This is a genomic window from Rhodanobacter sp. Root179, from assembly GCF_001428465.1.
In the GTDB taxonomy this organism is placed as follows: domain Bacteria; phylum Pseudomonadota; class Gammaproteobacteria; order Xanthomonadales; family Rhodanobacteraceae; genus Rhodanobacter.
The window spans coordinates 60198-73301 of sequence record NZ_LMHR01000086.1; the positions used below are offsets into that span (position 1 = coordinate 60198).

Genomic DNA, 13104 nt, shown 5'->3' on the forward strand with positions numbered 1-13104 from the left:
AGCATCGCCTACTTTGCGTAATACGCCCCGGATTCCACCAGCGCATCAGGCACGCAGAACGTCTTCGGCCGCACCGCGATCGCGATCGGCACCAGCACCTGTTTTTCCACGCCGCCCACGCTGGCGCACGATGCATCCGCCGGCAGCTGGTAGTGGATGATGCGCACGGTGTACTGCGGACAGACGTCCGAACAGGGATGCTCGGCCACCACCGGCACGCCGCGATAGCTGCCCAGAACTACGGTCGTGTGCATCAGGCTGGCCTTGTCCCACGGCCTGGCGGCCTGTGCCTGCAGCGCCGCGGCGTCCAGCTGGCCCGGCTCGCTGGCGCGAACGGCACAACCGGCGTTCAGCAGGGCGACGAAGGCGGCGGATACGAGGATGCTGTTGCGTGACATGGCATGACTCCCGTTGAGGTCGCGGTGACCCTAGCGCAACCCGGGCGACGTTGTCGTGTAGATGCCGCCGCGCCCCCTTCACGGACGAGCGGGCGTGCGGGCCATATTCGTCGCGTCAGCGCGATCCGTTCGGCAAGGCGGCGGCATCGACGTGCGGCTTGCGCCCGAAGCGCTGCTGCAGATGATCCATGTAGATGTAGATCACCGGCGTCAGGTACAGCGTCAGCACCTGCGAGAAGATCAGCCCGCCGACCACGGCCAGGCCCAGCGAGCGACGCACTTCGGCGCCGGCGCCGATGCTCAGCGCGATCGGCAGGGTGCCGGCCATCGCCGCCATGCTGGTCATCATGATCGGGCGGAAACGCACGCGGCAGGCCTCGAAGATCGCCTGCGCCGGCGGCATGCCTTCCTCGCGCTGACGCTCCAGCGCGAAGTCGATCAGCATGATCGCGTTCTTCTTGACGATGCCGATCAGCATCACGATGCCGACGAAGGCGAACAGGTCCAGCGAGGCGTGGAAGATCACCAGGGTCAGCAGCGCGCCGACCGCCGCCGCCGGCAGGCCGGACAGGATGGTCAGCGGGTGGATGAAGCTTTCGTACAGGATGCCCAGCACCAGGTAGATCACGAACACCGCCAGCAGCAGCAGCATGCCCATGCCCTGCAGGGATTGCTGGAACGCCTGCGCGGTGCCCTGCACGCTGCCGCTGATGGTCGCCGGCAGGCCCATAGTCTGCATCGCGCCGTCGATGCTGGCCACCGCGTCGCTGAGACTGACGCCCTGGGCCAGGTTGAACGATACCGTGACCGCCGGCAGCTGGCCCTGGTGATTCACGGTCAGCGCCTGCGGTTCGCGGCTGAAGCTGGCCACCGCGCTGAGCGGCACCAGCGCGCCGCTGCCCGAGGTGACGTACAGCTGCGACAGCACCGAGGGATCGTCCTGCAGCTTGCGCTCGACCTGCAGGATCACCCAGTGCTGGGTCGACGAGCCGTAGATGGTGGAGACCTGGTTTTCGCCGAAGCCGATGCCCAGCGCAGTCTGCACCTGGGCCATGGTGAGACCGAGCGGCGCCAGCTTGGCACGGTCGACCTTGACCACGATCGAGGGACTGTTGAGGTCCAGGTCGTTGGTGACGTCCTCGAAGCCCGGCAAGGCAGCGAACGCGCGGGTAACCCGACCGCTCCAGTCGTACAGCGCCGGCATGTCGATCGACTGCAAGGTGTACTGGTACTGCGCCTTGGACTGGCGACCGCCGATGCGGATCGCCGGCGTGTTCTGGATATAGGCGCGGATGCCGGTGACCGCCGCCAGCTTCCGGCGCAACTCGGCGGTGACCCCGTCCACGTCCAGCTTGCGCTGGTTCGCCGGCTTCAGCAGCAGCAGGATCGAGCCGTTGTTGACCGTGCTGCGCGAGCCACCGGCGCCGATGCTGGACATGTAGCCGGCGATGTTCGGATCCTTGGCCACGATGTCGACCAGCTTCTGCTGTCGCGCCAGCATGCCGTCGAAGGAGACATCCTCCGGCCCCTCGGTGTTGACGTGCAAGGTGCCGTTGTCGCCGGCCGGGATGAAGTCCTTCGGCGCCACGTAGAACAGCAGGGCGGTGGCCAGCAGGCTGAGGCCGAATGCGGCCAGCACCAGCCGGGGCCGGTCCATGCACCAGCGCAGGCTGTCGCCATAGCCGCGTTGCACGGCGTTGAACCCGCGGTCGAAGCCGCCGACCAGCCAGTTCTTCCTGCTCCTGTCGGCATCGCCATGGCCGTGCGCCTTGACGAAGCGGCTGCACAGCATCGGCGTCAGCGTGATCGCCACGATGCCGGAAATCAGGATCGCCACGCTGATCACGATCGCGAATTCGTGGAACAGCCGGCCCACGATGCCGCCCATGAACATCACCGGGATGAACACGGCGATCAGCGACAGCGTCATCGAGAAGATGGTGAAGCCGATCTCGCCGGCACCCTTGAGCGCGGCCTCGTACGGCGGTACGCCGGCTTCCATGTGACGCACGATGTTTTCCAGCATCACGATCGCGTCGTCGACCACGAAACCCACAGCCAGGGTCAACGCCAACAGCGACAGGTTGTCCAGGCTGTAGCCCAGCGCGTACATCACGCCGAACGTGCCCAGCACCGAGATCGGCAGGGCCACCGCGGGGATCAGTGTGGCCGACAGGCTGCCCAGGAACAGGTAGATCACGAACACCACCAGCGCGCCGGCCAGCAGCAGGGTGAACTGCACGTCGTCGACCGAGGCGCGGATCGACTGCGAGCGGTCGTACAGCGTTTCCAGTTTCACCGACGGCGGCAGGCTGGCGCGGAAGCTCGGCAGCACGGCCTTGATCCGGTCCACCGTGGCCACCGTGTTCGCGCCGGGCTGGCGCTGGATCGCCAGCACGATCGCGCGGGTACCGTTGTACGAGCTGGACTTCTGGTCGTCCTGCACGCTGTCGCGCGCCACGCCGATGTCGCCCACGTGCACCGGCGCGCCGTTGCGATACGCGACCACCACGTCGTTGTACGCGGCGGCGCGCTGCAGCTGGCCGTCGCTGCGGATCGGCAGCTGCTGGCGCGATCCGTACAGTGAGCCGGTGGACTGGTTGACGTTGGCGTCGGCGATCGCGCTCTGCACCTGGTCGATGCCGATGCCGGCGGCGGCGAGCCGGTCCGGGTCCACGCTGATCCGCACCGCGTACTTCTGCGAGCCGTACACGCTGACCTGGGCCACGCCATCGATCATCGACAGCTGCTGCGCCAACTCGGTCTCGGCGTATTCGTCGACCTGGGTCAGCGGCATCGTCGAGGAACTCATCGCCAGGTACAGGATCGCCGAGTCGGCCGGATTGACCTTGCGGAAGGTCGGCGGCGTGGTCATCTCCTTCGGCAACTGGCGCAACGCGGAGGAGATCGCCGACTGCACGTCCTGCGCCGCCGCGTCGATGTTGCGATCGAGCTCGAAGGTCAGCGTGATCGAGGTGGAACCCAGTGCGCTGGTCGAGCTCATCGAACTGATCCCGGCGATCGTCGACAGCTTGCCTTCCAACGGCGTGGCCACCGCCGACGCCATCGTCTCCGGCGACGCGCCGGGCAGGCTGGCGCTGATGCTGATGGTGGGGAAGTCGACGTTCGGCAGTTCGTTCACCGGCAATTGCGGATAGGCGACCAGGCCGAACACCAGCAGCGCCGTCATCAACAGCGTGGTCATCACCGGGCGGCGGATGCAGAGCTCGGGGATGTTCACCGGCTCAACCCTTTCTGACCACGGCAGCGCTGCCGTCGACCAGCAGCATCTGGCCTTCGGTCACCACCTTCTCACCGGCCTTCAGGCCCTTGTCGATCACCGTGCGCCCCGCGCTGGTCGGCCCGGTGGTGACGGTACGCTGCTGCACCTTGCCATCGGCGCCAAGCACGAACACGAAGCTGCCGCTGGTCGAACTCTGCAGCGCATGCACCGGCACGCTGACCACGTGGGTCAGCCGCGTGGTCGGCAACATCACCTGCACGAACTGGCCCGGCGTGAGCCGGTGTCCGGCGTTGTCGAAGCGCGCTTTCAGCACGATGGTGCCGGTGCTGGTGTCGACCGCGTTGTCGATGAAGTCCAGCGCGCCGGTCAGCGGCGCGGCCTGATCGCCCGAGATCGCCACCTGCACCTCGAGCGGAGCGTTCTGCCGCGCGGCGCGCACGGCCGGCAGGCTGTCCTGGGGAATGTTGAACGCCACGCGTACCGGCTCGACCTGGTTGAGCAGCACGATGTCGGTGCTGTCGGCGCTGATCTGCGCGCCGGGGTATACCAGCGGCGCGCCGGCGATACCATCGAACGGCGCCACGATCCGCGCATAGTCCAGCTGGGTCTGTGCCAGTTCCTGCGCGGCGCGATCGGTCTGCAGGTTGGCCTTGGCCACGGCAAGGTTGGCCTGGTACAGGTCGTAGTCGGCCCTGGAGACGAAACCCTTGCCCAGCATGTCGGCATAGCGCCGCTGGTCGGCCTCGGCCTTTTGCAACAGCGCCTGGTCACGCGCCACGTTGCCACGCGCCTGGTCCAGCTGCGCCTTCAGCAGGGCCGGGTCGATCTGCGCCAGCACGCTGCCCTTGCGCACCACCGCGCCGGGCGTGAACGACAGCGACTGCAACTGGCCCGACACCCGTGCGCGCAAGGTCACCGTCGACCACGGCTCGACGCGACCGACCAGCTTCAACGACAACTCGATGTCGCCCTGCGTGACCGTCGCCACTTCCACCGGCACCGCCGCGGGCGCGCGAACCGGGTCGGCCCCGCCTCCACCGCCGCGCCCGAAGTGGACGGCGACCGCGACCACCAGCAGGGCGGCCAGCACGAGGGCGATTTTTTTCCAGGACATGCGCGGTGAATTCTCGATCTTCTTGCCTGATGCGACGACGGCGGATCGCTCGATGGCGAAGCGGGTCACTGGCTGATGCTGGCGCGGCCACGTTTCAACGCGGCAGCGCGCCTGCGGTTGACCCCGCGGTGGCGGGACACCGCCCACTATGCCCCGCATGACGCAAGTCATGACCGCGACTGATGGCACTGGTCAGCCGCGGGATGATCAATCGTCGGCGCCGGGGCCCTGCTCCAGCGCCTGCAGGTTTTCCTTGATCTGGTTGATCACCGCCAGCGCGTGCTTCAGCTCGTCGTGGTCGATGCCGCGGGTGGCGTCCCGGCGCAGCTCCCGCGCGATGACTTCCATGTCGCCCACGATCACCTTCGCCTGATCGGTGACGTAGAGGCGCCATGCGCGGCGATCCTTCGGGTCGGGCCGGCGTTCCACGAAACCGGCGGCCTGCAGGCGATCGATCACGCGGCCCACCGCGATCGGTTCCATTTCCAGAAACTCGGCCAGCTCGTTTTGCCGCAGGCCCTCGCGGTGGTACAACATCTTGGTGGCACGCCACTGGGCGCGGGTCAGCCCGAATTTCACCGCGCGACGATCGAAGTGCTTGCGGAACAGCAGGGTCACGTCGCTGAGCAGGTAACCGAAGGAAATGTCTTCCGTTTTCGCCATGATGCGTTGCAACCTCAGCGCTTCAGAATGCCTGCCTGCAGCATAGGGCAAGCCGCACATTGCGCGAAGCCATGCCGATCAGCACCCTCCTCGCCGACATCACCCGCCTCGACGTCGATGCCATCGTCAACGCGGCCAACCCCGGCCTGCTCGGTGGCGGCGGTGTCGACGGCGCGATCCATCGCGCCGCCGGTCCCGGCCTGCTGGCTGCCTGTCGCGTGCTTCCCCAGTCCGCGCCCGGCGTGCGCTGCCCCACCGGAGAGGCACGCATCACACCGGGCTTCGACTTGCCCGCGCGTCACGTGATCCACACGGTGGGACCGGTCTGGCATGGCGGCCACCATGACGAAGCGCGCTTGCTGGGCCAGTGCTATCGCAACGCACTGCGCCTGCTGCGCGAACGGGAACTGCGGACGATCGCCTTTCCCGCGATCAGCTGCGGCGTCTACGGCTACCCGCGCGAACTGGCCGCCGCGGTGGCGGTGCGCACGCTGCGCGAGGAGCGGGCCGACGACGAAGGCATCGATGTCACGTTGTGCTGCTTCAGCGAGGCGATGCGCGCGGTGTTCGCACAGGCGCTTGCCACGTAGGGACACCGCCATCGCCGCGCGGTGCCGGAGCGGTCAGTCCAGCTTGAACGGATACAACGGCGCCAGCCCGGAGTCCTTGCCTGCCGCACTCGCCGCACGCCACGCGAAGCCGCGCTTGAATGCCTCGGCCAGGTTCGCGTCGGGCTCCGGCACGGCGGCGCCGGCGTAATGTCGCCGCTGCAGCGCGGCGATCGCCGCATGCTGGCGCGGATCATCCAGCGCCGCCGACAGATCGCCCAGATGCTGGATCGCCGGGCGTTCCGCCCGCGCCCATGCCAGCAGACCGCGCGCCTGCGCCGCCGGATCGCTGCCGCGTGCGGCGGCCAGGAACGCCAGCTGGGCATTTCGGGCGGACGACCGCGCGGGCGCGACTGACGTCGCCGCCTCACCGGAACGGCGACGCCACCACCACCAGACCGCCAGGCTGAGCACCCACAGACCGAAACTGGCCAGCGCGATCCAGCGCCACGGCGTGCTTGCCGCCCCGTTCGTCGAGCCGGTGGCCGCAGTGTGATCGCCCGTCACCGCCGGCGTGGCTGCCGCTGCTGCCGGTGGCGTGGCTGGCGCGCCCACGGCGGGCAGCACGTCGATCGTATGGGCGGGTATCCGCGCCACTTCCATCTTGTCGCTGACCACGTTCCACCACTTCAGCGTGGTGGCGGGAATGGTCAGCGGGCCGGCGCGTTCGGGCACGATCGCGAACGATTGCTGGCGCCGGCCGGTGACCCATTCGCCGTCCTGCCGATTGCCGCTCACCGGCTTGTCCGGATAGACGGTGGCACCGTCCAGCGGCGGCAGGCTCAGCGCCGGCAGGGCTTCCTGCGACAGTCCGGTGGCCTGCAGATTCATCGTGAGGTCGAACGGCTGGCCGACCCGCGGCGCGGCGTCCTGCGCCGTGGGCCAGCCATCCAGGCTCAGACTCAGTTCGCGCGCGGGCAGCCATGCGCTGCCGCCGAAGTCCGCTGGCGCCGCCTTCACGTCGAGCGTCTGCGCCGGGGCGCTGGCGCTGACCGGCACGGTGGCGCCGAAGAAACTGTCCGGGTCGCGCGGATCGGCCGCCTGGCCTTCGAAATCGACCGGCGGAATTTCCACCTTGCCCGCGTGTTGCGGCGTCACCGCGTAGCGCTGTTCGAGCACGTGATAGCTGCGGCCGCCGCGTTCGGTGTCGTAGTTGAGGCCCTTGCCGAGCGGCACGATTTCCACGCCGGCGACCTGCGGCGGCTGCGGCGCGTCACCACCGATGCGGGCGGCGTAATACAGCCGCGTGACGTAGGTGAACTGCTGGCCGACATAGCCCCGCGCCGGATTGATCTGCGATTCCATGAACACGTCTTTCGACGAGGTGCTGGCCGCATTCGGATCGGGCGCGGTCACCGTGAGTTGCAGCGGCGTGGTCTGGCTGCCGGCCACGCTCAGCGCGGGAATCTGCAGCACGCCGGTGTGCCGCGGGCGCAGCGCGATGCCGAAGGTCAGCTCGGCGCTGGCCTTGCCGTTGACCATGCTGTAGCTGCTGTTCTGCGAGCTGCCGAGGACCTGGAAGTCCCGGTTCAACGCACCCAGGTCGGGCGCGGCGACACCCATGCCCTGGCCGTTCACCCGCACGTTGAGGGTCACCGTCTCGCCCAGCTGGACATCGTTTCGATCCAGCGTCGCGGAGACGTCGCCGGCCAGTGCCAGTGCCGGCAGCAAGGCCAGCGCCAGCAGGCATCCGCCGATGAACTTTCGCAGGATCACGGTTCTCCATCCTCGTTCGTGGCGCCACCGTGGCGCTGCTGGTACTCGAGCTGAAACTTGCGCCGCAACAGCGCGCCGGGGTCGTCCGGCACGCGCTGCAGCGCGTGGCGCAGATCCGCCGGCAGCTTCGCCTGCGGATCGTCCTTGGCCAGCGCGCCGAGCTGGTGGCCGTCCTTGCTCTTGTCCCCGGCCTCCCCGGCCAGCGCCTCGTCCATCTGCCGTTTCAACGCCTGCTGCGCACGTTCGGCCTGCGCCTTCTGTTCGGCCTGTTCCTGCGCGGTCTGTGGCTTGGCCGGGTTCTCGCCTTCCTTGCCGGACGGCTCCTGCGACGAATCGCGCTTGCCGTTTTCGTCCTGCGGCTTGTCGCCCTTGCCGGATTGTCCGGACGGCTGATCCTGGCCCTCGCCATTCTTCTGCTGGCCCTGCGAACCCTGCTGGCCAGCCTTGCCCTGCTCGCCCGCCGACGACTGGTTCTTCTTGCCGTCGTGGCCTTCGTGTTCCTTCTGGTCCTGCGGCGACTGCTGTTGCTGGCGCAGCCAGTCCTCGACCGCCTGCCGGTTCGCCTTGGCGTCGGCATTGGCCGGATCGCGCTTCAAGGCTTCGTCATAAGCGGCGATCGCCTGCTTGTATTCGCCCTGTTTCGCCAGCGCATTGCCAAGGTTGTAGGCCCCGTCGCTGCCGGGAACCTCATGCAGGGATTGCGCCGCCGCCTGGTAGTCGCCGGCACGATAGGCGGCGGCGCCGCGCCATGCGGGATCGCGGGCCAGTTGCAAGGCGCGCTTCGCGTCGCCCTGGCGCAGGGCTTGCGCCGCCTGCTGGTCGGGGCGCTGCCACAGGTCCTTCCAGCTGGTGGCCGAAGCGGTGCCGGGCAACAGCGGCAGCACCAGCAGCGGCACGACCAGCAACCAGCCGCGACGGAACGCCATCGCGGCGATCAGCAACAGCGGCAGCAGCAACCACGGACCGCGATCCTGCCACTCGTCGCCGACCTGGCCTTCGGCCAGGGTCGCGCGGGTGTGGCGCAGCTCGCCGTGCAGCGCGTCGATGTCCGCCGGGTCGGCGCTCATCACCACGTAGCGTCCACCGCCGGCGGCGGCCAGTGCGCCGAGCGCGGCGTCATCGCGGCGCGACAGCACCATGTTGCCGCCCGCGTCGCGCAGGAAGCCGCCATCCGGCGAGGGCACCGGACCGCCGGCCGGCGTGCCCACGCCCAGCACCGACACGTGCACACCCGCGGCGTTTGCCTTGCGCGCCGCCGCCTGCGCCGCCGCATCGGCGTGGTCGGTGATCAGCACCAGCGAACCGCCGCCCGCCTTGCCATCGTGGATCAGCGCCGCGCCACGTTCGATCGCGGCGGCGGCGTTGTCGCCATCCACCGGCATGGTGTCGGGCGCCATCGCGTCGAGCAGGTCATCCAGGCTGTGTGCATCGGCGGTCAACGGCGCCACCACGAAGGCTTCGCCCGCGTAGCCGACCAGCGCGTTGAGACCGTCCCGGTTTGCCTGCAGCAGGTCGCGCGCCTTGTAGCGCGCGCGATCCAGACGACTGGGCGCGACATCACGGGCCAGCATGTGCTGCGACAACGAGATCGCCACCACTTGCGCCGGGCGGCTGGCATACAGGGGTTGTTCGATGCGGCTCCAGGTCGGTCCGGCCAGGGCCAGCGCGGCCAGGGTCCAGGCCAGCGCGAACAGCCACACCGGCAGATGGGCGTGACGGGCGCGACCGCGCAAAAGGTGTGGCAGCAGGGCCGGATCGACCAGATGCGACAACGCCACCTGTCCGCCATCGCGGCGCGTGCCAAACCAGCCGATCAGCGGCAACGCCAGCAGGCCGAGCAGCCAGCCCGGCCGCAGGAAATGGAACTGCTGCAGCAACTCGTTCATGCCATCCGCTCCGGCACGCGCGAAAAGCGCTGCGGCAGCACCACCAGCAACAGCAGCGCAATGGCCGCCAGCAACGGCCAGCGGAACAACTCGTGGCGCGGGCGCAGCGCCGGGCCATGCTGCGGCATCGGCTCCAGCGCGTCGATCGCCCGGTATGCTGCGGCCAGTTCGCTGCTGTCGGTGGCGCGGAAGAAACGGCCGCCGGTCTGCGTGGCGATGTCGGTGAGCATGTCGGCGTCGAGGTCGGCCGAAGGATTGACCAGCTGGCTGCCGAAGAAGCCGGGGATGCGCAGCCGGGTGGCGCCGATGCCGATCGTGTAGATCCGCACGCCGGCCGCCTTCGCCGCACGGGCCGCGTCGCGGGGCGCAATGCTGCCCGCGTTGTTGACGCCGTCGGTGAGCAGCACCAGCACGCGGGCCTGCTCGGGCAAGGCCGACAGGCGCTTGACCGCCACCGCGATGGCGTCGCCGATGGCTGTTTCGGTGCCAGCGAGCCCCACCGCCGCGCCCTGCAGCTGCGCACGCACGGCGGAAAGATCGTAGGTCAGCGGCGTGACCAAGAAGGCCTGGCTGCCGAACAGGATCAGGCCCATCTCGTCGCCGTTGCGGCGGGCGATGAAGTCGCCGGCAATCGCCTCGACCGCCGCGAAGCGATTGACCTGCTGGCCGGCCAGCTGCATGTCGCCGGTGCGCATGCTGCCAGACAGGTCCACCGCCAGCATCAGCGCTCGTCCGCTGCGCTGCTGGGCCTGCGGCGGACCTACCCACTGCGGTCGCGCCGCGGCCGCCAGCAGGCACAGCCAGGCCAGCGCCAGCAGCCACGGCGTCAGTCCACTCGCGCGCTTGCCGGCCACGCTGGCCAGGCGCACGCCAGGTTGCGGCAGATGCAATGCCTGGCCGGGCGCGACGGGACGCAGCCAGCGCCGCAGCAGCCACGGCAGCGGCAACAACACGATCACCCAGGGCCAGGCGAACTCAGCCATCGGCCTGCTCCGCGGGCAGCGGCTTCCAGCGTCGCGGCTGCAGCGCCTGCTGCAGCCAGCGACGCACGGCGGCAATCGTCGCGACGTGGTCGAACGCCGTCGGCGGTCGATAGAGGTGTTGCTCCAGCTCCGCCAGCTGCGCCATCGTCGCCGCATCCAGCGGCACCCGGGCGAGCGTGCGTCGCCAGGCCTCGCCACGCTGCCGGGTGGAACGCGCATCGTGACGACGCGCGACCCGGCGCAGCAGCTGATGCAGTCCGCCGACCAGTCGCGCCGCGTCGGCATCCCGATCGTATTGCGCGGCCATCCGCTCCAGCTCGTGCATCACCTCCCGTCGCTGGCGCAGCACGCCGCGATACTTGCGGGCGAACGCGATCGCCACGCCTGTGATTAGCAGCGCGATGAGCGCGAGCGCCCACCAGCCCGGCGCCGGCGGCCACCAAGCCGGCTCGGCGGGCAGATGGATGTCGCGCAGTTGCGGGCCGGTGAGCGGGATCATCGGGCGCTCCTTCGCGTGCCGAGCAGGCCGCCCACTGCATCGAACGCATCCGTCGTGGTGTCGATGCTGCTGCAGCGCAGCCCCAGTGAACGGGCCAGTTCACCCAGTCGCGCCTGCCCGGCCCCCAGCACGCGCTGGAAATCGCCACGCTGTCGCTCGGAATGCAGCATCACCTCGCAGCGTTCGCCGGCGTGCTCCAGCGGGTAACGACCCGGCGTCGCCGGCGCCAGTTCCAGCACGTCGGCCACTACCAGCACGCTGACCTGCGCATGGCGGCCCAGATCGAGCAGCCGCTTGCGTGCCGCATCGTCGCAACTGAAGCCATCGCTGATCAGCAGCACGCGGCTGGCGCCGTGCAGGACGCGGCCGGCGCGCGCCAGCGCATCGGAGAGCGGTTCGAGCCGATCCGGTGCAGCGTGCGCATCCCACTCGGCCATGGCGCCGCACACCGCCAGCGCGCCACGCGGACCAGCCTGTGGCCGCACCAGCTGATCGGCATGTCCGAACGCCATCACGCCGACGCGTTCGCCGGCGCGCACCGCGCACCAGGCCGCCGCCGCCGCCGCGCGCGCGGCCTGCACCGACTTGAAGCGCACGCGGGTGCCGAAACGCATGCTGGCATGTGTATCGAGCAGGATCAGCAGGCAGCCTTCGCGGTCCTCCTGGAACAGCTTGGTATGCAGCTTGCCGCTGCGCGCGGTCAGCCGCCAGTCGAGCCGACGCACGTCGTCGCCGGCCTGGTAGACCCGCGATTCGGCATAGTCCATGCCGCGGCCGTATAGACGGCTGGACTGCTGGCCGCTGCGGGCGGCACGGCTCGGCATGGGCGCGAGGCGCACCTTGCCGACCCTGGCGCGCAGGGCGATCAGTTCGGACAGCGAAACCCGGCTGAGTCCATCGCCGTCGGCGGCTCGGGAGACGACGGCGCTCACGGCAGCGGCACGAGATCCAGCAGGCGCCCGATCACCTGGTCGGGCCGCACGCCTTCGGCCTCGGCCTCATAGCTGAGCAGCACGCGATGGCGCAGCACTTCATGGGCAATCGCGTGCACATCCTCGGGCAGCACGTAATCGCGCCCCGACAGCCACGCCTGGGCCCGCGAACAGCGATCCAGCGCGATGGTGGCGCGCGGACTGCCGCCCCAGGCGATCCAGCGCTTCAACTCCGGCCCGTAGTGCCCGGCGTCGCGCGTGGCCAGCACCAGCTGGGTCAGGTATTCCTCCAGCGCCGGCGCCATGTGCACCGCCATCGCCGCATCGCGCGCGGCGAACACGTCGGCCTGGCTCAACAGCGCCGGAGCAGCGGCCACCGGATGGGCCCGACGGCTCGCCTGTTCGCGCGCGAGCTTGAGGATGGCCAGCTCGGCGGCGGCGTCGGGATAGCCGATCGTCACGTGCATCAGGAAACGATCGAGCTGGGCTTCGGGCAGGGTGAACGTGCCTTCCTGCTCGATCGGGTTCTGCGTCGCCATCACCATGAACAATTCGGGCAGCTGCCAGGTGCTGCGGCCGACGGTGATCTGCTGCTCGGCCATCGCCTCCAGCAGCGCCGACTGCACCTTGGCCGGCGCGCGGTTGATCTCGTCGGCAAGGATGATGTTGTGGAACAGCGGACCGCGCTCGAATTCGAAGCTGCCCGACTGCGGACGGAAGACATCGGTGCCGGTCAGATCCGCCGGCAACAGGTCGGGGGTGAACTGCACGCGATGGAAGTCTGCCTCGATCCGTGCCGCGAGCGCCTTGACCGCGGTGGTCTTGGCCAGCCCGGGTGCGCCCTCGACCAGCAGGTGGCCATCCGCCAGCAGCGCCACCAGCAGGCATTGCACCAGATGCGGCTGGCCGATGATGCATTGCTGCAGATCGTCGCGCAGCTGCGCAAAGGATGATTGCAGGTGGCTCGAAGGCCCGGTTTCGGGTGTATCCATGAGGCGTTCCGTGGTTGAGGCGAAGGCGGCCTGATCGTTGGGTCGACCGGACCTCAAGTTCGCTCGGCG

Annotated in this window: 11 protein-coding genes; 1 reads left to right on the forward strand and 10 read right to left on the reverse strand. The window is 69.2% G+C overall.

Features of this window, described 5'->3' with window-relative positions; translation table 11 throughout:
• Nucleotides 1-8: 8 nt before the first annotated feature.
• The 4 genes from ASD82_RS14085 to ASD82_RS14100 all read right to left on the reverse strand — a co-directional run bounded on the left by ASD82_RS14085 (nt 9) and on the right by ASD82_RS14100 (nt 5419).
• Complete coding sequence (locus tag ASD82_RS14085) at nt 9-398, reverse strand: hypothetical protein (protein WP_056718448.1); 390 nt, start codon at nt 396-398, stop codon at nt 9-11.
• Between the two features lie 115 nt (nt 399-513).
• Nucleotides 514-3639 (reverse strand): efflux RND transporter permease subunit, encoded by a 3126-nt coding sequence (locus ASD82_RS14090; RefSeq protein WP_056718449.1) that lies wholly within the window; start codon nt 3637-3639, stop codon nt 514-516.
• Between the two features lie 4 nt (nt 3640-3643).
• A complete protein-coding gene (locus ASD82_RS14095) occupies nt 3644-4756 on the reverse strand; it encodes an efflux RND transporter periplasmic adaptor subunit (protein WP_056718513.1) in 1113 nt (370 codons plus the stop codon).
• A gap of 207 nt (nt 4757-4963) precedes the next feature.
• Nucleotides 4964-5419, reverse strand: a complete 456-nt coding sequence (locus ASD82_RS14100; protein WP_056718450.1) for a MarR family transcriptional regulator — start codon at nt 5417-5419, stop codon at nt 4964-4966.
• 71 nt (nt 5420-5490) lie between these two features.
• On the opposite strand from ASD82_RS14100, the gene ASD82_RS14105 reads away from it, so the two are divergent.
• Entirely contained in the window at nt 5491-6009 is a 519-nt protein-coding gene (locus ASD82_RS14105) for an O-acetyl-ADP-ribose deacetylase (RefSeq protein ID WP_056718451.1), read from the forward strand.
• A 33-nt stretch (nt 6010-6042) separates the two neighbouring features.
• Here the strand turns inward: ASD82_RS14105 and ASD82_RS14110 are convergent, their stop codons facing one another.
• Genes ASD82_RS14110 through ASD82_RS14135 form a run of 6 tightly spaced genes read right to left on the reverse strand, consistent with a single transcriptional unit; the run spans nt 6043 to nt 13035 of the window.
• Nucleotides 6043-7743: a BatD family protein gene (locus ASD82_RS14110; protein ID WP_056718452.1), complete on the reverse strand. Its 1701-nt coding sequence runs from the start codon at nt 7741-7743 to the stop codon at nt 6043-6045.
• A complete protein-coding gene (locus ASD82_RS14115) occupies nt 7740-9629 on the reverse strand; it encodes a tetratricopeptide repeat protein (RefSeq protein ID WP_056718453.1) in 1890 nt (629 codons plus the stop codon). Before ASD82_RS14115 ends, ASD82_RS14110 begins: the two co-directional genes overlap by 4 nt.
• Nucleotides 9626-10612 carry a VWA domain-containing protein gene (locus tag ASD82_RS14120; protein ID WP_056718454.1) on the reverse strand — a complete coding sequence of 329 codons (987 nt, stop codon included), beginning with the start codon at nt 10610-10612 and terminating at the stop codon, nt 9626-9628. Before ASD82_RS14120 ends, ASD82_RS14115 begins: the two co-directional genes overlap by 4 nt.
• Nucleotides 10605-11111 (reverse strand): DUF4381 domain-containing protein, encoded by a 507-nt coding sequence (locus tag ASD82_RS14125; RefSeq protein ID WP_056718455.1) that lies wholly within the window; start codon nt 11109-11111, stop codon nt 10605-10607. Before ASD82_RS14125 ends, ASD82_RS14120 begins: the two co-directional genes overlap by 8 nt.
• Entirely contained in the window at nt 11108-12043 is a 936-nt protein-coding gene (locus tag ASD82_RS14130; protein WP_056718456.1) for a DUF58 domain-containing protein, read from the reverse strand. Before ASD82_RS14130 ends, ASD82_RS14125 begins: the two co-directional genes overlap by 4 nt.
• Nucleotides 12040-13035, reverse strand: a complete 996-nt coding sequence (locus tag ASD82_RS14135) for a MoxR family ATPase (RefSeq protein ID WP_056718457.1) — start codon at nt 13033-13035, stop codon at nt 12040-12042. The genes ASD82_RS14130 and ASD82_RS14135 overlap by 4 nt, the downstream gene beginning before the upstream one ends.
• Nucleotides 13036-13104 lie beyond the last annotated feature (69 nt).